The sequence below is a fragment of the Deltaproteobacteria bacterium genome, assembly GCA_016218975.1.
GTDB lineage: Bacteria > Desulfobacterota > Deferrimicrobia > Deferrimicrobiales > Deferrimicrobiaceae > JAENIX01.
Map to the genome: position 1 here is coordinate 32,158 of JACRCO010000080.1, position 21,436 is coordinate 53,593.

Annotated in this window: 21 protein-coding genes; 2 read left to right on the forward strand and 19 right to left on the reverse strand. The window is 63.8% G+C overall.

Annotation, left to right across the window (positions count from 1 at the left end; genetic code table 11):
* Nucleotides 1-7: 7 nt before the first annotated feature.
* From hisA to HY896_11930, 18 genes are all read right to left on the reverse strand, one after another.
* Nucleotides 8-739, reverse strand: coding sequence for a 1-(5-phosphoribosyl)-5-[(5-phosphoribosylamino)methylideneamino]imidazole-4-carboxamide isomerase (hisA, locus tag HY896_11845; protein ID MBI5577039.1), 732 nt, complete (start codon nucleotides 737-739; stop codon nucleotides 8-10).
* Between the two features lie 9 nt (nucleotides 740-748).
* Nucleotides 749-1,402: an imidazole glycerol phosphate synthase subunit HisH gene (gene hisH, locus HY896_11850; GenBank protein MBI5577040.1), complete on the reverse strand. Its 654-nt coding sequence runs from the start codon at nucleotides 1,400-1,402 to the stop codon at nucleotides 749-751.
* Nucleotides 1,399-1,989, reverse strand: coding sequence for an imidazoleglycerol-phosphate dehydratase HisB (gene hisB, locus HY896_11855; GenBank protein ID MBI5577041.1), 591 nt, complete (start codon nucleotides 1,987-1,989; stop codon nucleotides 1,399-1,401). Before hisB ends, hisH begins: the two co-directional genes overlap by 4 nt.
* Before the next feature lie 5 nt (nucleotides 1,990-1,994).
* The gene (gene hisD / locus HY896_11860; protein MBI5577042.1) at nucleotides 1,995-3,179 is read right to left on the reverse strand and encodes a histidinol dehydrogenase; all 1,185 of its coding nucleotides are present in this window, start codon (nucleotides 3,177-3,179) and stop codon (nucleotides 1,995-1,997) included.
* A gap of 347 nt (nucleotides 3,180-3,526) precedes the next feature.
* Complete coding sequence (murA, locus tag HY896_11865; GenBank protein MBI5577043.1) at nucleotides 3,527-4,798, reverse strand: UDP-N-acetylglucosamine 1-carboxyvinyltransferase; 1,272 nt, start codon at nucleotides 4,796-4,798, stop codon at nucleotides 3,527-3,529.
* Between the two features lie 14 nt (nucleotides 4,799-4,812).
* Nucleotides 4,813-5,661: a peptide chain release factor N(5)-glutamine methyltransferase gene (gene prmC / locus HY896_11870; protein MBI5577044.1), complete on the reverse strand. Its 849-nt coding sequence runs from the start codon at nucleotides 5,659-5,661 to the stop codon at nucleotides 4,813-4,815.
* Between the two features lie 55 nt (nucleotides 5,662-5,716).
* Entirely contained in the window at nucleotides 5,717-7,234 is a 1,518-nt protein-coding gene (locus tag HY896_11875) for a diguanylate cyclase (GenBank protein MBI5577045.1), read from the reverse strand.
* Between the two features lie 100 nt (nucleotides 7,235-7,334).
* Entirely contained in the window at nucleotides 7,335-8,402 is a 1,068-nt protein-coding gene (gene prfA, locus HY896_11880) for a peptide chain release factor 1 (GenBank protein ID MBI5577046.1), read from the reverse strand.
* Nucleotides 8,392-9,396, reverse strand: a complete 1,005-nt coding sequence (locus HY896_11885) for a DUF1385 domain-containing protein (GenBank protein ID MBI5577047.1) — start codon at nucleotides 9,394-9,396, stop codon at nucleotides 8,392-8,394. The genes prfA and HY896_11885 overlap by 11 nt, the downstream gene beginning before the upstream one ends.
* A gap of 5 nt (nucleotides 9,397-9,401) precedes the next feature.
* Nucleotides 9,402-10,097 carry an FAD-dependent thymidylate synthase gene (locus HY896_11890; protein MBI5577048.1) on the reverse strand — a complete coding sequence of 232 codons (696 nt, stop codon included), beginning with the start codon at nucleotides 10,095-10,097 and terminating at the stop codon, nucleotides 9,402-9,404.
* Between the two features lie 31 nt (nucleotides 10,098-10,128).
* Entirely contained in the window at nucleotides 10,129-10,332 is a 204-nt protein-coding gene (gene rpmE / locus HY896_11895; protein MBI5577049.1) for a 50S ribosomal protein L31, read from the reverse strand.
* A gap of 24 nt (nucleotides 10,333-10,356) precedes the next feature.
* A complete protein-coding gene (gene rho / locus HY896_11900; GenBank protein MBI5577050.1) occupies nucleotides 10,357-11,604 on the reverse strand; it encodes a transcription termination factor Rho in 1,248 nt (415 codons plus the stop codon).
* A gap of 157 nt (nucleotides 11,605-11,761) precedes the next feature.
* Complete coding sequence (locus HY896_11905; GenBank protein MBI5577051.1) at nucleotides 11,762-12,751, reverse strand: diguanylate cyclase; 990 nt, start codon at nucleotides 12,749-12,751, stop codon at nucleotides 11,762-11,764.
* A complete protein-coding gene (locus HY896_11910) occupies nucleotides 12,748-13,512 on the reverse strand; it encodes a polyphenol oxidase family protein (GenBank protein MBI5577052.1) in 765 nt (254 codons plus the stop codon). The genes HY896_11905 and HY896_11910 overlap by 4 nt, the downstream gene beginning before the upstream one ends.
* Nucleotides 13,513-13,777: 265 nt before the next feature.
* Complete coding sequence (locus HY896_11915; GenBank protein ID MBI5577053.1) at nucleotides 13,778-14,815, reverse strand: RluA family pseudouridine synthase; 1,038 nt, start codon at nucleotides 14,813-14,815, stop codon at nucleotides 13,778-13,780.
* The gene (locus tag HY896_11920; protein ID MBI5577054.1) at nucleotides 14,769-15,035 is read right to left on the reverse strand and encodes a hypothetical protein; all 267 of its coding nucleotides are present in this window, start codon (nucleotides 15,033-15,035) and stop codon (nucleotides 14,769-14,771) included. Before HY896_11920 ends, HY896_11915 begins: the two co-directional genes overlap by 47 nt.
* Nucleotides 15,036-15,081: 46 nt before the next feature.
* Nucleotides 15,082-16,482 carry a Do family serine endopeptidase gene (locus HY896_11925; protein ID MBI5577055.1) on the reverse strand — a complete coding sequence of 467 codons (1,401 nt, stop codon included), beginning with the start codon at nucleotides 16,480-16,482 and terminating at the stop codon, nucleotides 15,082-15,084.
* Nucleotides 16,479-17,456 (reverse strand): bifunctional riboflavin kinase/FAD synthetase, encoded by a 978-nt coding sequence (locus HY896_11930; GenBank protein MBI5577056.1) that lies wholly within the window; start codon nucleotides 17,454-17,456, stop codon nucleotides 16,479-16,481. The genes HY896_11925 and HY896_11930 overlap by 4 nt, the downstream gene beginning before the upstream one ends.
* A 99-nt stretch (nucleotides 17,457-17,555) precedes the next feature.
* Between HY896_11930 and HY896_11935 the strand changes: the two genes are divergently transcribed.
* The gene (locus HY896_11935; protein ID MBI5577057.1) at nucleotides 17,556-18,683 is read left to right on the forward strand and encodes an LptF/LptG family permease; all 1,128 of its coding nucleotides are present in this window, start codon (nucleotides 17,556-17,558) and stop codon (nucleotides 18,681-18,683) included.
* Between the two features lies 1 nt (nucleotide 18,684).
* Complete coding sequence (gene lptG, locus HY896_11940; protein ID MBI5577058.1) at nucleotides 18,685-19,761, forward strand: LPS export ABC transporter permease LptG; 1,077 nt, start codon at nucleotides 18,685-18,687, stop codon at nucleotides 19,759-19,761.
* Nucleotides 19,762-20,154: 393 nt separating this feature from the next.
* On the opposite strand, the gene HY896_11945 is transcribed toward lptG, so the two are convergent.
* Complete coding sequence (locus tag HY896_11945) at nucleotides 20,155-21,423, reverse strand: adenosylhomocysteinase (protein ID MBI5577059.1); 1,269 nt, start codon at nucleotides 21,421-21,423, stop codon at nucleotides 20,155-20,157.
* Nucleotides 21,424-21,436: the final 13 nt, after the last annotated feature.

Here is a 21,436-nt window from a genome sequence, read left to right on the forward strand (position 1 = left end):
CTATCCTTTACCTGCGTTCGAGCCGCAGCGCGTCCTTCAGCAAGATCGACCCGTCATATAGCGCCCTCCCGATAATCGCGCCGCAGACCCCTTCGCCCTCCATCGCCGCAAGCGCCTCCACGTCCGCCAGCGTGGTGACGCCGCCGGAGGCGATCACCGGGGTGGCGATCCCTTTCGCGAAGGCGCCGATGCTCGGGAAATTGGGGCCGGACATCATGCCGTCGCGTGAGATGTCGGTGTAGATGAAGCAGGATACCCCGCCTCCCTCCAACTGCCGGGCTAGGTCCGCCGCGTCCACTCCCGTCACCTCGACCCATCCCCGTATCGCCGCTTTCCCGTCCCGTGCGTCGATCGACGCCGCCGTCTTCCCCGGATATGCCTTTGTGATTCGCAGGACCTCTTCGGGGTTGCGGACTGCCGAGGTTCCAAGGATGATTCGCGCCACTCCGGCGGCGAAGTACCGGGAGGCGATGTGGAAATTCCTCACCCCCCCGCCCACCTGCACCGGGACCTCCACGGCGGCGCAGATTCGCCGGATGATGTCGAAGTTGACCGGCTTCCCCGTGAACGCCCCGTCGAGGTCCACGACGTGGAGACGGGGCGCGCCGGCCGCGGCAAACCGTTTCGCCACATCCAGCGGAGAGTCCGCGAATACCGTGGATTCCTCCGCGCGCCCCTGGCGCAGCCGGACCGCCTTGCCTCCCTGGATATCGATGGCCGGAATCACTTCGAAGGGCATGGGTCCTCCTTACGCGGCTTCACGGCAAAGCCGGCCGAAGTTGGAGAGGAGAGCGAGCCCGGCCACCTGGCTTTTCTCCGGATGGAACTGGACCGCGAGCAGGTTCCCCTTCCCCACGCCGGATGCGAACTCGACTCCGTAGGATGTCCTGCATGCGACGATGGCGGCATCGTCCGGCATAACGTAGTAGGAGTGTACGAAGTAGAAGTACGACCCCGAAGGGATGCCGCGGAGCATCGGGTGATCCCCCGAAAACTCCACGCGGTTCCATCCCATGTGCGGAACCTTCAAGGCCGCCCCTCCGGCGCCCGCAGGCCTTGCGGGAAATCGAACCACTTGACCGGGGAAGAAACCGATCCCTTCGTGCCTCCCGAACTCCTCGCTTTCGGAAAAGAGGAGTTGCTGCCCCAGGCAGATCCCGAGGAAGGGCCTGCCGTCCGCGAGCGCGTCGGAAAGGAAGGGAAGCAGCCCCTGCCTCGACAAGTTATCCATGCAGTCGCGGAAGGCGCCCACTCCGGGCAGGACGACGCCACGGCAACGGGAAAGTTCCCTTGCATCGCCGCTTACGAGCGTAGGGAACCCGAGCGACTCCAGCGCCTTGCTGACGCTGCGAAGGTTTCCCATCCCGTAATCGACGACGCCGATGGACCCCGTCCCGCTCATCCGAGAACGCCCTTGGTGGAAGGGACCCCCTTAACCCGCGGATCGATACGCACGGCGTCCGCCATCGCGCGCGCCAGCGCCTTGAAAACGGCCTCGATCGTGTGGTGGGCGTTGCTCCCGTAGGGGACGTTCACGTGTATGCAGGTTCCCGAGGACTGGGAAAAGGCGCGCAGGAACTCTTCCACCAGCTCCACGTCGAAAGATCCGACCTTGTCGCTCTTCAACGGGCAGTGGAACACCAGGTGCGGGCGCGCGGAGACGTCGACGCTTACATCGGCAAGCGACTCGATCATGGGGACGCTCGCGAATGCGTAACGTGCGATGCCCGTCATGTTCCCCAGGCTTTTTCGGAATGCCTCCCCGAGGCAGATGCCGACATCCTCCACCAGGTGGTGGAAATCGACCTCGGTGTCCCCCTTGGCGCTCACATCGAGATCGAAGAAGCCGTGGCGGGAAAAGAGAGCAAGCATGTGGTCCAGGAAGGCCACGGTCGTGGATATCTTCGATGCGCCCTCCCCTTCGAGCCTGAGGGACAGGGCGATGTCGGTTTCCTTCGTCCGGCGGGAAATCGTCGCTTCCCTGGGCATCCGCGTCACGCCTCCTTGTCGATCCGTTCCCGGACGGCCTGCGCGTGGGCAGCGAGGCCCTCCTTCCCGGCGAGTCGCGCGACATGCGGCGCATCGGCCGTAAGGGCGCGAATTTGATATGATACCACATTCATCCGCTTGAGGAAGTTACCCACTCCGAGGGGGGAGGAAAAGGCCGCCGCCCCGCCGGTCGGAAGCGTGTGGTTGATTCCTGCCACGTAATCACCCACCGCAACGGGGGAATAGGGACCGAGGAACGCGGTGCCCGCGTTTCGCACACCTTCGAGCGCGCTCCACGGGTTTTCCACCATAATGCTCAAATGTTCGGGCGCGATGGCGTTGATCGTCTCGATCCCTTCCTTCAATCCGCGGACGAGAAAGCCCCTGGCGCGCGAAAGGGAAGCATCGAGGATTTTCCTCCGCGGAAGCCGCCCGGCCTGCCGGAGGATTTCCGCCTCCACCTTCCGCGAAAGGGCGGCGGAATCGGTCACCAGCGCGACGAAGGCGTCCTCGTCGTGCTCCGCCTGCGAAAGGAGGTCCGCGGCGACGTACGACGGTTTGGCTGAGCCGTCCGCCAGCACGGCAAGCTCGCTCGGCCCCGCCAGCATGTCGATGCCGACGATGCCGTACACCTGGCGCTTCGCTTCGGTCACGTAGGCGTTTCCCGGACCCGCGACGACATCCACTTTCGGAACCGATTCCGTGCCGTATGCAAGCGCCGCGATCGCCTGTGCGCCGCCGAGGCGGTAGACGGCAGATACTCCCGCTATGCGCGCGGCGGCGAGGACGACGTCGGGGATTTTTCCGCCCGGCGCGGGGCATGCGACGATCACCTGGCGTACTCCCGCGACGCGCGCAGGGATGGAATTCATAAGAAGCGTCGACGGGTAGGCCGCCTTGCCGCCGGGGACATATACACCTGCGCGGGAGACCGGGATCACCCGCTGTCCCAGGATCGCCCCGGGGATCTCGGCCGTGTAGCCCGACTGCGCCTGGTGGGCATGGAACGCCTCGATGCGCCCTGCCGCGAAGGAAAGGGATTCCTTGAGGGCCTTCGGCGTCCGCCTCCATGCGGCATCGATCTCTTTGGCGGACACGGCGAACCCTTTTTTGCGCGGGTCGAACCCGTCGAATCGAAGGGTGTACTCCGCGAGCGCCGCGTCGCCCTCCTTATGTACCCGCGAGATCATCTCCGCCACCGCCGCGGACACCTTGGCCGAATCCACGGCGCCCCGGTTGCGGGTGTCCTCAAGGCTTTTGCGGAATGCGGCCGTTCCGGATTTCACCCAGTGCACGTGTTTCCTCCCAGCCCACTTTTTTCACCAGGGTTCGTCGCGAGGCGGTGGAGACGGGTAAGGCTACAAGGCGTCGCGACCGAGGGCCCCGCAGACGTAGTTTACACTACGTCGAGGAGCCCGACCGAGCGCAACGCAGTAGACATGGCCGCTCCCGCCATCCATGGCTCCCGCGGCACTTGTCCATCCATGGACGTCGCCTGTATCCGCCGCAGCAGCAGAAGCCTGGTGAAAAATGTGGGCTACTCCTTCACCCGGGCGATCCGGGCGCCGAGTGAGGAAAGCTTGTCCTCAAGCGCTTCGTACCCTCGGTCGAGGTGGTAAATGCGCAGCACTTCCGTCGTCCCCTTCGCCGCCAGCCCCGCCAGCACAAGCGAGGCGGAGGCGCGCAGGTCGGTCGCCATCAGCGGTGCGCCGGAAAGCTCGGGCACTCCCTTGACGGCCGCGGTGTTGCCGGAAACGTCGATCTTCGCTCCCATCCGGCGCAATTCGGCCACGTGCATGAACCGGTTCTCGAAGATCGTTTCGCGCACTATGCTGAACCCGTCGCCGAGGCACAGGTACGCCATGAACTGCGCCTGCACGTCGGTGGGGAACCCGGGATAGGGGGAGGTCTCTATGTTGATAGACCGGATCGGCCTTTCCCTGCGGACCCGGACGGATCCGGGGGAAACGGAGATCTCCGCTCCGCTCTCCTGCAGCTTCGTGAGGACAGCGTCCAGGAGGGAAGCGTCTGCTCCTGCGACCGTAACGTCCCCTCCGGTGATCGCGCCTGCCAGCAGCAGCGTCGAGGCCTCGATCCGGTCGGCGACAACCTCGTGCCGGATGCCTCGCAGCGACGCCACCCCCCGCACCGCGATCTCGTCCGTCCCCTCTCCTTCGATGTCCGCGCCCATCGCCCGCAAGGCCTTCGCAAGGTCGCAGACTTCCGGCTCCCGGGCGGCGTTTTTCAGCAGGGTCGTCCCCTTCGCCAGCGTGGCCGCCATCATGAGGTTCTCGGTGCCGGTGACGGTCTTCATGTCGAAATAAACGGTCGCGCCTTTCAGCTTCGCCGCGTCCACCTCGACGTAGCCTTCCGCGAGCGTCGTACGGGCGCCGAGCAGCTCCAGCCCTTTCAGGTGCTGGTCGATGGGACGCGCGCCGATCGCGCAGCCGCCGGGAAGGGAAATCCGGGCCATGCCGTGACGCGCCGCCAGAGGGCCGAGGACGAGCACCGAGGCGCGCATGGTCTTGACGAGATCGTAAGGGGCCTCGGCCTTCTCGACATTTCGCGGGTCGATCCGCACCGTCTCACGGCCGTCCGCTCCCGCGTCGATCCTCTCCACCGCGGCTCCCATGTGGCCGAGGACCTTGCCGAGGGTCGCGATGTCCCGCAGGCGCGGCGCGCCGACGATCTCCATGGGGCCGTCCGCGAGCAGCGAAGCTGCCATGAGGGGGAGGACCGCGTTCTTCGAGCCGGAGACGTTTACCGTCCCCGACAGCCTGTTTCCTCCCTGGATTACGAAGATGTCCATTTCGCGTATGCCTTTCAGCCCGCTTTTTCCCAGCGTGCGATACGCTCCCGGCCCGCGAGGTCCCGGTACACGTCCACGAATCGCATGCCGCGGGAAGGAAGCCGCCGGACGGCTTCCCCCTGCGACTCGCCGATCTCGCACCAGAGCTCGCCGCCGGGGGCGAGCATTTCACTTGCGCCGGCCGCGAGACGACGCAGCATGTCCAGCCCGTCGGCCCCCGCCAGGAGCGCCGCGGGAGGCTCGAAGCCCCGCACTTCCGCGGGCAGGGAATCCCACTCTCCTTCGGGAATGTACGGCGGGTTGGAGACCACTACATCAAATCGGTTTCCACATTTCAAGGCGGAATATGCGTCCGCGCGCAGTATACGGACGCGGCGCGAGACCCCGTGCCGCACGGCGTTATCCCGCGCCGCGCGAAGCGCTCCCGCGGATATGTCCACCGCCACCACCCTTGCCGCGGGAAGCTCCGCGGCGAGCGTGACCGCGATCGCTCCGCTGCCGGTCCCGACGTCGAGGCAAAGCGCGCCGTCGCGTCCCCTCCCCCGAAGGGAATCGACGACACGCTCGACCAAGCCTTCCGTCTCGGGTCTCGGGATCAGCGTGTCGCGGGTCAGGCGGAATTCCCTGCCATAAAACTCCCACGCTCCCAGGATGTACTGGATCGGCTCCCCCGCGGCGCGGCGAGCGATCCACGCCCGCAGCGCGCCCGCAAGGTCTCCCGCTTCCCGGCCCCCTTCCGCGAAAAGCCGCGACCGCGGCACGCCGGCCATCGCCGAAACGAGGATCTCCGCCTCCGCGCGGCGGTCGATCCCCGCCGCCGCAAGTTCCCTCCGGCACAGGTCGAGCAATGCGGACAGTTTCACGTTTCAACCGCAATCCGCGCCGGGGAAAGAACAGGTGGACCTGCGCCGGGTCGAATCAACTGCCCGACAGGCCGACGAAACCGACCTTGTTCCGTCCCGCCGCCTTGGAATTGTACAGCGCCTTGTCGGCGGCATCGATGATAATCGCCGTGTCATTGATCCCGGATTCAGGGGTGCAGGTCGTCACACCCAGGCTGACGGTTGCCCTGAGGGCCGATCCATCCCACGGCACCTCCAGTTTCTCGATGGCGATTCTCAGCCTCTCGGCAAGAACCAGGGCGCCCCTCATGTCGGTCTCGGGCAGGATGACCGCGAACTCTTCGCCGCCGTAACGGGCCACCATGTCGGTATCCCTCGTCATCCGGTTGGCCAACGACGCAATCTCCCTGATGACCGCATCCCCCGCGGAATGGCCGAACGTGTCGTTGACCTTCTTGAAATGGTCTATGTCGAACATGATGAACGAGAACTGGCGTTTGTACCGGTTGGACCGATCGAGCTCCAGCTCCATCAATTCCTGGAAATACCTCCGGTTGTAAAGGTTCGTAAGGCCGTCCCGGAACGCCATCTCCCTCAGCTTGTCGTTTGCGTCCTTCAGCTCGTTCGCCAGCTTCTCGGCCGTTTCCTTCGCCTGCTTCAATTCCACGACAAGCTGTTCGTAGGAAAGGTTCATCCTGCTGAGCTCTTCGTTCGCCTCCTGCATGATCTGCGAAAAAGGCTTCATCTCTCCGGGGTCGATTTCGAAGGACGACAGGATCTCTATGGTCCCTTCGGCGGCCGAGTCCACGAGCGCATCGACCTCGTCGCTGGACTTCCCGTACTTCCTGCCGAGGATTTCCCTTATGGACCGGAGCTTTTCTGTGCTTTTCGAGCCGTGGTAGACCGACGACACCCAGTCGGAAAGAAGAAGTATGTCCGCCTGTACGCTGAAATCTTCGGGGGCCGCTCCGTCGAAATGGTGATACCGGATCGGCATGTAGATGTTTTCGGAAAGACCCCACTCCTTCAACGCTTCCGAGCCGAGTTCCTGGTGGTCGAAACCGAAGATCTCCTTCTCGACGATCTCGATGGGCCTTCCGCTCGATTTCTTTTCGTCGAGGACCCTCAGGTACTCGTTGCTCCTGCCGAAATACATTATGACGATGCCGATGTCCTGGAGGAGGGCGGTGACGAACGTTTCGTCCGTTTTCCGGTTGATAAGGGACGCGATGAGGTCGGCGCCCACCGCCGCCGTTATCGACCTCTTCCAGAAGAAATCGAAATCGAAGCTTCCCTCTTCGTGGCCCTTCATCTTTCCCGTGATGACGAAGGAAAGGGCGGTGTTTTTCAGGGTCTCTATGCCTACGATCTGGAGCGCCTTGTCGATGCTGTCGACCTTGTACGGCAGGGCATAGAACGACGAGTTGGCGATTTTCAGGACGCGGGCGGACAGCGCCGGGTCGGCCTCGATGATGCCGGATAGCTCGCGGAACGAGCCCTCTTCCTTCTTGACGGCATCCAGTATCCTTACGGCGATCGCCGGAGGAGAAAAGAGCTTTACGTTTTCCTTGATGAGGTTTTCGATGGAAACCATGGCACCCGACGACGGTTCGGTCGTCCCCCCGGGAATCGTTTCAGGCCGTGTTATGAATCTCCGTTATCGCATCCCCTTCATCGGATATACGTTTCACCGGTCATCCCGCGCTCTTGAGGGCTTCGACCTGGGCGTTGCCGACCAGCGCGTCGATGAACGGGTCGAATCCCCCGTCCAGCACCTGCGCGAGCTGGTGGACCGTCAGGCCGATGCGGTGGTCGGTCACGCGGTTCTGCGGGAAGTTGTAGGTGCGGATCCGCTCGCTGCGGTCCCCCGTCCCCACCTGGGAGCGGCGCAGGTCGGCGCGCCCGGCGCGCTGCTTCTCCATTTCGAGATCGTAGAGCCGCGACCGGAGGATCTTGAGCGCTTTCGATTTGTTCTTGAGCTGCGATTTCTCGTCCTGGCACTGGACCACCAGCCCCGTCGGGACGTGTGTGATGCGCACCGCCGAATCGGTCGTGTTTACGCTCTGCCCGCCCGGGCCCGAGGAGCGGAACACGTCGATCCGCAAGTCTTCCTGGTTGACCTGCACATCCACCTCTTCGGCCTCCGGCATCACGGCGACGGTGACCGTGGAGGTGTGGATCCGCCCGCCCGACTCGGTGGCCGGAACCCGCTGCACGCGGTGTACGCCGCTCTCGAATTTGAGGCGGCTGTAGGCTCCCTTCCCCTCGATCATGGCGATCACTTCCTTCGTGCCGCCGAGCCCCGTCTCGCTGTGCGACATGGGCTCGACCTTCCACCCTTTCAGCGCGGCGTACATCGAGTAGGCGCGGAACAGCTCCGTGGCGAAGAGCGCCGCTTCTTCTCCTCCCGCGCCGGCCCGGATCTCTATCAGGATGTTCTTTTCGTCGTTGGGGTCCTTGGGGAGGAGCAGGATGCGGATTTCGGCCGCCAGCGTTTCCTGCTCCTGCATGAGCTTGGCGACCTCGTCGCGGGCCATCGCCCGCATATCCGGGTCGTTCTCCGTCTCCATGAGCTGCCGGTTCTCTTCCAGCTCCTGCCCGATCTTCCGATACCGCGCGTATGCCTCTGCGAGCGGCCGCAGCTCCGCGAGTTCCCGTCCTATCTTCTGCCTCTCCCGCTGATTTCCCACGACAGCCGGGTCCGTCAGGAGCCGTTCCAGCTCGGGGACCCGTCCGCAGACGGTTTCCAGCTTATTCCACAAGGCCCGCCTCCCTTCCCCCGCCGGGAACGACGCGCCGGAAGGAAGCGATCGCCACCTCGATCTGGGAGAGGTCCGGCTCGCGGGTGGTCAGCCGCTGAAGGAGAAGGCCGGGGGCGATGATCGCGCGGAAAAACGGGGACTCGGCCTTTCGGGCGGTGAGCCGGAGCGCTTCGTAGGAAATCCCGGCTATCGCGGGCAGCAGGACAAGGCGCATTCCCGCCTTGACCGCCAGGGAGCTTTCATGAGGGATCATGGAGAAGACCACGATGCTGACCGCCATCACGAAGAGAAGGAAGCTCGTTCCGCAGCGCGGGTGCAGGTTGCAATACGGCGCGACCGCCTCCGGGGACAGGACTGCCTTTCCCTCATAGGCGTTGACCACCTTGTGCTCCGCGCCATGATACTGGAATATGCGCCGTATGTCCTTCATCGTCGATATCGCCAGGATGTAGCCGACGAACGCCAGCAGGCGCAGGACCCCGTCGACCAGGTTGAACGCCACGCGCCCGGAGAGAGCGGGCACAAGCGCCGCGAGCCCACGGGTCGCCAGCAGCGGAAGCCAGAAAAAGAGGGTGATCCCCAAAAGCAGCGCCAATGCGAGCGCGCCGGCCATGGCGAGCGTGTTACCGTCTTTCTTCCCGGCTGCTTCGGTTACCGCTTCCGATTTCATTATCGCATCCGCTTCCGGTTTCTCCTCCGCGGGCGGAAGACCTTTTCCCTTCCGATCGGCCTCTTCCGCGTCCTCGATCGCCTCGTCCGCCGAGTATTGCAGGGCCCGGTAGCCGATGACGAGCATCGCAGCCATCGTCACGATGCCGCGCAGAAGCGGCATCTTCGACATGGCTAACCGCGCGGGACTGACGGTGATCGGGAAATCCTTCACGCGGATCTCCCCGCTGGCCTTCCGCACCGCGACGGAGAACCGCTCCGGCCCTTTCATCATCACGCCCTCGATGACCGCCTGGCCTCCCAACACCAATTCTCCGGGTTCCATATGGATCATCGGGATGCAGCCTTCAAAGCCGCGATCTCGCCACGGACACCCGACGGATCGCCGCACGTCATCTTCCCCTCCGGGCAGCGCCCTCGCACGCACCCCGGCCCCGACGATTCGAAGAGCAGAGGCGCCCTTTCGCACGCGATCGCAAGCATCCGCCTTGCCATCTCCCGGATCTCCCACTGCGCGCGCCGGCAGAGGCGCAGCGCGAAGAAATGGTGCAGCTCCCTGGCGTTCATCGTGATCAGGATCTTCGTCTCCGTGGCGTTGGGAAGCACGAACCGCGCGTCCTCGGCGGGCACGCCGGCCTTGACCAGCTCCTCGTAAAGCGCCGCACTCCCTTTCATGTGCTTCTCGAATTTCCCATGCAACGGCGCCGATGCGACGGTCTCCGGCGTCACGTAGCCGAAGCGCGCCGAGACGTACCGCTGGCTCTGCTGGGAATAGGAGGCTATACGGTGGCGCACCAGTTGATGGGAGGTCGCGCGGGAAATCCCCTCTACTCCGTAGGTGAACACCACGTGCTCAAGGACGGAGGCGTGCCCCATGGAAAGCACGCGGCGGACGAGCTTTCGAACGTCCTTCCGGGAGACGTCTTCCTGGAGATCCGCAAGCGTCGCCGGGGAATAGCACAGCCGCGCCGCGAGAGCCACCAGCCGTTCGGGCTCGGGAGTGCACTGCAGCAGGATGACGTTCACGTGTGGGAGACCGCGGGCCCCTTGAACGGTCCTACTTCTTCTTGTCGTACTTCTTGTGGAACTTCTCGATGCGTCCGGCGGTATCGATGAGCTTCTGCTTTCCCGTAAAGAACGGGTGGCAGTTGGAGCAGATGGCCACCTTGATTTCCTCCATGTTCGACATCGTTTCGAAGGCGTTCCCGCAGGCGCACTTGACCGTAGACGTCACGTATTTCGGATGGATTTTCTCCTTCATCCCGTTCTTTCTCCTCTCACCGGATCATGAATTCATCGAATCGAAGAATTCCTTGTTCGTCTTCGTCTTGGAAATCTTGTCCAGCAGGAACTCCATGCTCTCCGCCGGCGACAGCGGTGAGAGGAACTTCCGCAGGATCCACACCCGCTGGAGGATCGCCTTCTCGAGCAGCAGTTCCTCCTTCCGGGTGCCGGACTTGTTGATGTCTATCGCCGGGAAGATCCGCTTCTCGGAGATCTTCCGGTCGAGGACGAGCTCCATGTTGCCGGTTCCCTTGAACTCCTCGAAGATCACCTCGTCCATCCGGCTGCCGGTCTCGATGAGCGCCGTCGCGATGATGGTGAGAGATCCGCCTTCCTCGATGTTCCGCGCGGCCCCGAAGAACCGCTTCGGCTTCTGCAGGGCGTTCGCGTCGACGCCGCCGGATAGCACCTTGCCGGACGGCGGGACGACGGCGTTGTAGGCGCGCGCCAGCCGGGTGATGCTGTCGAGCAGGATCACTACGTCCTTCTTGTGCTCGACCAGGCGCTTGGCCTTCTCCAGCACCATCTCCGCCACCTGCACGTGCCGCTGCGCGGGCTCGTCGAAGGTGGAGGAGATGACCTCCCCCTTCACGCTGCGCTGCATGTCGGTGACCTCCTCGGGCCGCTCGTCGATGAGGAGGACGATGAGCACGACCTCGGGGTGGTTCTTCGCAAGCGCGTTGGCGATGTTCTGAAGGATGATAGTTTTTCCCGCCCGGGGGGGCGACGTGATGAGTGCCCGCTGCCCCTTGCCGATCGGATCGATCAGGTCGATGATCCGGGTGGCGTAGTTGTCGTGGGCATACTCCATCGTGAATTTTTCCTGCGGGTAGAGAGGGGTCAGGTTGTCGAAGAGGATCTTGTCCTTGCTGGTTTCGGGGTCCTCGGTGTTTATCTTCTCCACCTTGAGGAGAGCGAAGTACCGCTCCTCTCCCTTGGGTGCCCGGATCTGCCCGCTGATGGTGTCCCCGGTGCGAAGCCCGAACCGGCGGATCTGCGAGGGAGAGACGTAGATGTCGTCGGGACCGGGAAGGTAGTTCGAATCGGGGGACCTTAAGAAACCGTAGCCGTCGGGGAGCACTTCCAGCGTGCCCTCGCCTGAGACGATGACCTCCTGGTCGGTCTGCGCCTGGAGTATGGCGAAGATCAGCTCCTGTTTCTTGAGCCCCGCCGCTCCGTCGACGTTGAGGTTCTTCGCGATCTCGGTCAATTCGCCGATCCGCATTCCTTTCAATTCTTTCAGGTTCATGCACGTTCTCCCGGATAATTGGGTGTTCATCGAAGATATGCCCTACCACAGACGATTATCGGTTTGAAAAGCTCCGGCAGGTACTCTCGCTGCAGGTACGATTCATTTTCCGCCCGCGGGTTTCACCGTGTCAAGGGAAATAAGGAGGGCGAATGCGCTATTCCTTGTATACGGACACGGCGTTCCCGCCCTTTCGCATCGATTCGTGGACCATCGATTCCACGTGTGGAATCAGCACGCGCTCCGTGTCGCCGTCCTTGGGGTACGCCGCGATCCCGATCGCAAGCTTAAGGAAGATGTCGCCTTTCCCCACGGGGGAGGAGTTCATCCCCTCGACGATCTTAGCGGCCGTCTTCTGCGCGTCGGCCTTGGTCATCCCCGGCATCACGACGTAGATGTTCCCTCCCGAACGGGAAACGTAGTCCACGTCGCGCAGGGAGGCCCGGATCCTCGCCGCCGCTTCGGCCAGCGCATTGTCTGCGGTAACGTGGCCGTAAACCTCGTTCATCTCCCTCAAATTGCGGACCTTGAGGAACATCAGGCCCGTCGAATGGCCGAACTTTTTCCCACGGGTCATTTCCCGGTGGAGCACCTCGTGGAAATACTTGAAGGTGAACAGGCCGGTCACCATGTCCACGTCGGGAACCCGGGAGACCTTGCCCCGCAGGTTCCGCAGGGCAAGAAACAGGGTTGACAGCCGCGCGTAGGCAAGGAAGTCATGCCTGATGTCCTGCGTCAGCAGGTCGGGGTGCATGGAATCGGCGATGAAAACTCCCAGCGTTTCCCCCTGGAGGCGGCACGGCACGGCGTACAGCACCTTGTATTCGTGCTCGAGGCGGAAGCCGGGGTCCTTCACCCGCCCGTCGCTCCCGGATACCTCCACTTCCCCTTTGAGCGCCGCTGCGATGAGCGGATGGTCCTTCCGCGCGTACATCTCCTTGATGAAATGCCCCGAGAGGCCACGCTGGCCGAAGACCGATATCCCTTTGCCCTCCGGCTCCAGCGCGATGATCGTGGCGGAGAGAAGAGGATAGCTCTCCATGAGGAGGTTCATCAGGTGGTTGGCCTGCTCCTCCTCCGAATATTTCTTTTCCTGGCGCGCGAGTATCTCGTTCTCGATACGCAGGCGGGTCTCGGAAGCGCTCATATGATGTCCTGTCCCGGTATGGATTGGATGCGTTCGGCGAAATCCCATTTATAGATAAAACTAAGCTGCCTGCCGGTCAAGGACTTTTCTCTCCGGAAGGAATGGAAGCGGGGGGAGCAGATCGTGCAGGGACCGGCCGTTTCGACGTTTTCAGGCGGAATGCCGGCCGCAAGGAGCGCATCCGCCGCAAGGAGTTGAAGGTCCGCGCGCCACTTCCCAGGAGTCCTTCCCTTATTGAGGCGCAACCCGCCGCCGGGGCATTCCCGCAACGGACCCGCCGCATCCTCCCCGACCTCGTAGCAGCACGATTTGGCCGACGGCCCCGCCGCAGCCACGAGCCCCGCGACCGCGCCCGGCCCGAACCCGGCGGCGATGCGTCGCACCGTTTCCCCGATCACGCCGGCCGCCATGCCCCGCCATCCCGCATGGATCGCAGCGCAGACCGGCAGGGTCCGGTGAGCGAGGAGGACCGGAACGCAGTCGGCTGTCCGCACGCCGACGCCGGTCCCCTGTGCCGCCGTCCAGAGGGCGTCGCCTTCGCGCCAGCGGCGCCCGGGAACGTCCGCGTCCGTCTCCGCCATCTCCAACACGGTCGCGGAATGCACCTGCCTCAGCGTCCCCACGCGGGAGGGGGGCACGGAGAACGCCTGCCGCAACTGGTCGTGCAACTTCCTCCCGTGCACCGGATCGATCCCCGGAAACGCGTGATAAACGCCCCGGACCGTCCTCAGCAGCGGCGACTGAACGAAGAAAGGAATCATCGGCGCCTCCCCCCGCTCACGATGGCAGGACGGAAGGCGCGTAAGCCGAAGGGGTCCCCCTCGCGGGAGCCGCAGGCGACACCGTCTGTAGTGGAACCCACCCAACAAGGGATGCGAAGCTTGGCATACATAGCAGCATGGCCGACCACTGGGAGATACCCGATGGGCACGTAAAACGAATGGGCAGGGGAAGCCAAGGCGACGCGCGACGGGGGAGCCCCGGAGGCGCAGCGCCTTCCGTCCGGTCTAAACGCAATAGGGGGGATCATTCGTTCGCCTCGAGGACGGCGGCGCGGAACGCGGCGAACTCCGGCGGATCCGGGACGGTGAACTCCATCCGTTCCCCGGTGACGGGATGTACGAATCCCAGGTGGAACGCGTGGAGGAAGAACCGGTCGAGCGTCACGGTCGGCGCGGACCGCCCTTTCGAGAGAGCGACCTTCCGGCCGCCCCCGTAGACTTCGTCGCCCACGATCGGGCACGAGAGGTGGGCGCAGTGGACGCGCACCTGGTGGGTGCGGCCCGTCGCAAGCCGGAACTCCACGAGGGAGAAGGACCCGAACGACTCGACGACGCGGTAACGGGTTACCGCCTGCCTGCCTCCTTCGGGGAGGACCGCCATCTTCTTTCTGTGCGCCGGATGGCGTCCGATCCGGGTCTCCACCTTCCCCTCCGGCCGCTTCGGCCTGCCGCGGACGATTCCGTGGTACCTCCGGTCCACCTCCCTGTGAGTTGAAAATTGCGCCGAGAGCCTGGCGTGGGCTTCGTCGGTCTTGGCAGCTACGAGAATCCCGGAGGTGTCCCGGTCGAGTCGATGGACGATACCCGGACGCGCGACCCCGCCGATCCCCGAAAGGCGCCCGGTACAGGCCAGAAGCGCGTTCACCAGCGTCCCGCCTGCATGTCCCGGCGCCGGATGCACCACCATTCCCGAGGGTTTTTCCACGACGATCAGGTGGTCGTCCTGGAAAAGGATCCGCAAGGGGAGATCTTCCGGGGCGAGATCGGCGGGGCGCGGAGGCGGCACGTCCACGGTCACTTCTTCGTTCCCTTTGAGTCTGAACGATGCGCGCGCGGGGGCGCTTCCGACAAGGACGTGCCCTTCCACGATCAACTGCTGTATGCGGGAGCGGGAAAGGTCCGGCAGGGCCTCCGCGAGGAAACGGTCCAGCCGCTCCCCCGCCTTGTCGGGCGGGACGGCGATGCGACGGCCTGCCGTCAATGCGCAGTCGCCGCCGGAAGCAGGATCCGCACGCCTACCAGGCCCTGGAGGGAAAGCGGCCCATGGGCTTGACGAGGACATCGATCAGCGCCTCGTTGAAATAGTTGGCGCTGCGCGCGATCTCCGGATCGATCCGGTTGTTGTAATAGGTCCTTCCTTCTTCGATCTCGTCCCGCAACAGGTCGAACAGGGTGTCCTTCGCGATCCCCTCTTCCACCTTCTTAGCGTTGTAGAGCGCGATGTCGGAGACCACCGCCCGCGCGATGCGCCGGGCCACTTCAGGATCCCTGACGACTCCCATCGGCTACCTCCCCGGGACCGTACGGCCCCGTCCGATCCTGCATTGCTCAACGCACCCGGAACGCGACGTACATCCGGGATCCTTCCCGCAAAAGCAGGACGGACGCCATGTTTCCCCGCGGAACGCCCGCCAGCGCCTTCCTGTAGGCGTCCGGGGTCAACAGGGGGTCACGGTTGATCCGCATGAGGATGTCGCCCTCGCGGATTCCTCCCTGCCACGCCGCCCCCGACGGATCCACGAAGTCGACCTCCACCCCTCCCTCGATACCGAGCTCCCGTAGCGCCCTGGAGGGAACTTTCTCCACGGCGAGTCCCCACGCGTCCACCGGCGCTTTCCGGGGACCGCGCCTGGCCTCCATCCCATCCATCTCGACCACGCCAAGCTCGACGCGGGCGCGCTTTCCTCCCCTCAGGATTTCCATCGCGACGGAGCTTCCCGGAACGGCGGAGGCGACCTGTTTCTGGAACTCCTTCACGCCGGCGACGGGCTTCCCTCCAAAGGAGGTGATTATGTCGCCTCCCCTAAGCCCTCCCTTTTCGGCGGGACTCCGGGGGACGACCCGGTTGACGAGAATCCCCTTTTCCCCCTTGGCCCCGAACGACTCGGCCAGTTCCGGGGTCAGCGCCTGGATACCGATACCCAGCCACCCGCGGCGCACGGCTCCGTTCCGCGCCAGTTCCTGCTCCACCGCCATGACGGTATGGATGGGGATGGCGAATCCGATCCCCTGCCCGGCGCTCACCATGGCGGTGTTGATCCCGACCACCTCCCCGCGAGTGTTGAGAAGGGGTCCTCCGGAGTTGCCGGGGTTGATCGATGCATCCGTCTGGATGAAATCGTCGGTCGGCTCCACTCCGAGATCGGTTCTCCCCGTGGCGCTGATCACACCCACGGTGACGGTGCTCTCCAGGCCGAAGGGGTTGCCCACGGCAATGGCCCATTCTCCCACTTTCAGCCTTGTGGAATCGCCCAGCGCCGCGACGGGAAGCTTGCCCGACGGCTGGATCCGCAGGAGCGCGACATCCGTGCGGACGTCGGCGCCCACGACCTTGGCGGGGTATTCGGTCCTGTTCCACAACCGGACGATGATCTCGTCGGCATCGCGGATGACGTGTTCGTTGGTCACGATCAAACCGTCCTCCGCGACGATCACTCCCGAGCCGAGGGAATTTTCAGCACCTCCCCCGTTTTCCTCCATCCCGCCGGTGAGCGGATCCTGCATCCTCTGGCGGTCCGCCCGGGGGCCGATCATCTTCGCGCGCGGAAATGCCATTACCGTACGAATGTTTACGACGGACGGAACCGCCCGCTCGACAGCCTTTACGAACTCCTGCTGCGATGCGGGGCCTCCCGTTGCACCGGGGGAGGTACCGCCTCCACGCGAGCACCCGCCGATGAAAAAGGCCACGCATAACAGTATGAGGAGACAAGATCGTTTCTTCGTCATGCCGTCCCGCCCGCAGCCTTGGGATTCTGCTCTCTCTTGCCGAATCCCCTCTTCGCCGGAATTTTCGCCCCCCGCGCGTACTCGACATCCCTTTTGATCTGCCTGACCAGCTCTTCCACGCTCTTGAATTTCTTTTCGTCCCGTATCCGGTCCCGGAAATGGATGGCGATTTCCTCTCCGTAAAGGTCTTCGTCGAAATCGAACAGGTGGACCTCCACGCCCAGCGAATTCTCCCCGAAAGTCGGGTTGAACCCCACGTTCGCGACCGCCCGGCGGCGGACACCGCGGACTTCCGCGTCCACGACGTACACGCCGGGAAGCGGGATCAGGTCCTGGCGGAACTGGATGTTGGCGGTCGGGAATCCCAGTTTCCTGCCGCGTCCCGCTCCCGCGATCACGGGTCCGGAAATCCTGTAGGGGCGGCGCAGCAACTCTTCAGCTTCCCTCACCCTCCCGGCGAGCAGGAGATCCCGTATCCGCGTGGAGCTGACGATCAGTCCTCCCCTGACCAGCGGAGACACTACTTCGACGTCGAAGCCCAGTTCCCGCCCGATCAGGCCGAGCGATACCGGCGTTCCCGTTCGGTTTCTCCCGAAGGTGAAATCGTAGCCGACGGTCACATGGCGCGCACAAAGCCGGCGCGCAAGGATCTCGCGGGCGAATTCCTCCGGCCACATGCGTCCCACTTCCCCCGTGAAAGTTTCCACGACGAGCGCGTCCATGCCGAACGAGGCGATCAGCCCGGACTTTTCCTCAAGGGAGGTGATCTCGTAGAAGCGGGCATTCGGCGCGAAGAACCGCACGGGGTGGGGCGAAAACGTCACCGCCACGGATTGCAATTCCAGCGCTGCGGCCCGCGCGACAGTCCGCCGGAGCAGTTCCTGGTGCCCAAGGTGGACGCCGTCGAAATTTCCTATGGTCACGGCGGTCCCCCCGGCGGGCGAAAAAGCGGAGGAGCCGTTCACAACGATCATCCTGATGTCTCCTTTACCGGTGACACAGCACGCTCCCTTCCTTCGGTAAAAGTTATGATACTATAACCGGATTCCGGCGTTTGCGGAACGCTGCGCAAAATGAAAATCGTGCATAAATATATCCTGGCCGAGTCCCTCGGCCCGTTCCTTATCGGCCTGTTCACGTTCTCCCTCATCCTCCTTTTGCATCGGTTTTCGCGGCTCGCCGACCTGGTGATCGCCAAGAGCGTCCCCTTTCCCCTCGTCGGAAGGCTGCTCCTCTCCCTGTTTCCCATGTTCCTCGAAATCGTGCTCCCTGCCGCCCTGCTCCTCGCCATCCTGCTTGCCCTGGGAAGGCTCGGGGCCGATTCCGAAACGACCGCGTTCGGGACCGCCGGCATCGGGATCCGCGGGATGCTGCTTCCGGTGCTGTTCCTCAGCGTCGCAACGTTCGCGGCCTCCCTTTTCATCGGCTGGAACGGCATCGCCTGGGGAACGCGGCAAATGCAGGAAATCCTGGTGAGGATCGTTTCCACGAAAGCCGGGGCGGGTGCGGTGGAGCACATTTTCCAGGAGGTCGCGCCCGACGTCCTCCTTTTCCCGGACCGGGTTTCCGCGGACGGGACGAAGATGAACGGCGTCCTGCTTTCCCAGCGGATAGCGGGGAAGGATCCCCTTCTGGTCTTCGCGAAGGAAGGGGAATTCCTTCCGGAAAACGGGACAAGCCCGCCGGGTCTATTCCTTTCGGAAGGCACGATACACCACGAGGACGCTTCATCCGGCGCGTACCGGATAGCCGCATTCAGGCGGATGGACTTCCGCCTCCCCGGCGGGGTGGCCGGCGCCGCGGACACCGGGGATCCGAGGAGGATGACCCTGCCCGAGCTCTCAAGGGCAAGCGCGGCGCTCGGGAACACGGGTAGAGGCCCATCCTACCGGTACCATTTTCACCGGCGTCTTGCGCTGGCCGCTTCCTGCCTCGCTTTCGGACTTTTCGCACTGCCGCTCGGGCTTTCCCAGCGGGCGCGGGGGAAATCCCCCGCTTTCGCGGTCACGATCGCATTGATCCTTTTCTTCTATTTCTTCCTGGCGATCGGCGGTGCGCTGGAATCCAGGGCACCGGCCGCGATGATCCTGCTCCTGTGGACGCCGAATGCGCTGGTCCTGGGAGCCGCCTTCTGGATCTTCCGGCGGTCGGACCGGCGCGTCGTCTCGCTCCCCTCGATCTTCCGGGCGGGACGGGGATGACATGACCATCATCTCGCGATATATCTTCCGGGAATTCATGAGGATGACGGCGGTCTGCATTATCGGGTTCCTGGCGCTGTTCATCGCGATCGACTTCGTCGAGGCCGCCAACGAGCTTCTCAAGCACCAGGCCACGACTGCGGAGATCTTCCGCTATTACCTCTACCGCATTCCGCAAACCTTCTTCATGATCTCCCCGGTCGCCGTTCTCGTGGGCGTCCTTATCACCGTATCCTTGAGGGCGCGGGCCAACGAGTTCACCGCCATGTTCTCCGTAGGGGTCAGCCCGCTGCGCGCTTTCGCCCCCCTTGCGATAGGGTGCGCACTCGTTTCGGCGCTTTCTCTTGGGACATCGGAAATCCTGATGCCGCATGCCAACCGGAAGGCACGGGAGATCGCACGGCTGCGGATCCGCCCCGGCAAGGTGGCCGCGCAGTTTTCGATGAACCGCTACTGGATCCGCGGAGAGAATGCATTCCTTTCGGCGCAGGTGATCGACTCGGCTAACCGCGCTCTTAACGGGTTCCAGTACATCGAGATCGACCGGGACTTCCGCCCGGTCCGGCGGATCGACGCGGAGGAGGCGGTCATCCTCCCCGGCGGAGCGTGGAGACTCCGGGAAGGCAGGGAGCGCGGTTTCGATGCGGACCTGAAACCCGTGCCGTTCCGCGAAAAGGAATTCGCGTTTCCGGAGACGATCCAGGGATTCCTGGACGGGGAGACCGCACCCGGCGAGATGACTTACAAGCAACTGTCGGGTTATGTCCGGGAATCGAAGGCCAGGGGATACGAGATAAAGCGCTACGAGGTCGACCTGCATGCGAAGCTTGCGTACCCGCTGCTGAACGTCATCGTCGGTCTCCTCGCGATTCCCGTCGCCCTGCGAGCGCCGCGGGCCGGAGGGGCGTGGAGGAGCATCGGGGCGGGTCTGCTTATCGGATTTTTCTGCTGGATGGCGCTTTCGGCTTCGCTGTCCCTGGGGCGGAAAGGGCTCATGCCCCCTATGGCCGCGGCCTGGCTACCGGACCTGCTCTTCGCATCGGCCGGACTGCTTCTCTTCCGGCGCAAACCTTCCTGAACACGACAATCCTGTCGCGGACAAAAATATACCGGGAGAGCGGACGAGGGCTGTGAGGCCCCCGTTCTTTTCAAGGAGGGGATTTCCTTATATCTCCCGGCATCGTATTAGATGCCCGCGGAGTGAAGAACGGACCACGGAAAATCCACTCCATTTACGAAGGATTCCTGACAGATACATGCAATGATGTTCGTACGCAGCACCTTCCTGATGCGGCGTGCGATCCGCCGAGACGGGGTGCCCCTCACCCGGATTTGCGCGCCCGGATGTTGCTTTACGCCGTAGGGGGTCCACCTCGCAGAGCCGCAGGCGACACCGACCGCCTGGGGACCCGGCCATTTTGTGCGCTTAGGTCCCATGGGAACGTAGGACCCCTGTCAACGCAATTTTTCGCTACGTTCCCATCTCCCAGGAGGCGAGGTAGTGCTTTTGCTCCGGGGTGAGCCGGTCGATCCGCACTCCGGTGGCTGCGAGCTTCAGCCGGGCGATTTCCCGGTCGATCGCCTCGGGCACTATGTGGACTTTCTTTTCCAGCGTCTTCCCGTGCCGCGCGAGGTATTCCGCAGACAGCGCCTGGTTGGCGAAGCTCATGTCCATTACGTTCGAAGGGTGCCCTTCGGCGGCGGCCAAATTGATGAGCCGCCCCTCGGCCAGGACGTGAATAGCCCGCCCGTCGCGAAGGAGGTACTCCTCGACGAACGGCCGCACGGTGCGCACCGACCTTGCGATCTTCGCCAGGGCGGGAATGTCTATTTCGACATTGAAGTGCCCCGAGTTGCAGACTATCGCGCCGTCCTTCATCTTCTCGAAGTGCTCGCGGCGGATGACGTTCAGGTTCCCGGTAAGCGTGCAGAAGATGTCGCCTTCCTTCGCCGCCGCGGCCATGGAGACCACTTCGAACCCGTCCATCAGCGCCTCGAGCGCCGGCAGCGGGTCGATCTCCGTCACGAGGACGCGTGCTCCCATTCCCTTGGCGCGCATCGCGAGGCCGCGGCCGCACCAGCCGTAGCCCGCCACGACGAAGCACGACCCGGCGATCAGCCGGTTCGTCGCCCGCAGGATGCCGTCGAGCGTGGACTGCCCCGTTCCGTACCGGTTGTCGAAGAAATGCTTCGTGCGCGCTTCGTTAACGGCTATGATCGGGTAGCGCAGGACCCCTTTCTCTCCCATGGCCGTAAGCCTGATGACGCCGGTGGTCGTCTCCTCGGTGCCGCCGATCATCCCTTCGAGATATTCCTTCTTCTTCGTGTGGACCACGGATACGAGGTCGGCGCCGTCGTCCATCGTCATGTGAGGGCCGATGGCGAGGGCTTTAAGTATGTGGGAGTAATACGTTGTCCGATTCTCTCCCTTGATTGAGAACGCCGAAACGCCGTCGTGCCGCACAAGCGACGCTGCGACGTCGTCCTGGGTCGAAAGCGGGTTGGAAGCGCACAGGGACACCTTCGCGCCCCCCGCGGAAAGCACCTGCACAAGGGCCGCCGTTTCTGTGGTCACGTGCAGGCATGCCGCGATGCGCAGGCCCTTGAGCGGCTTCTCCTTCGCGAACCGCGCTCCGATGTGGCGCAGGACCGGCATGTCCTTTTTCGCCCATTCGATGCGGTTCCGCCCGGCTTCCGCAAGCCGGAGGTCCTTCACGTCGTATCCGTTTACGCGGCTCATCGCGCCCGTCTCC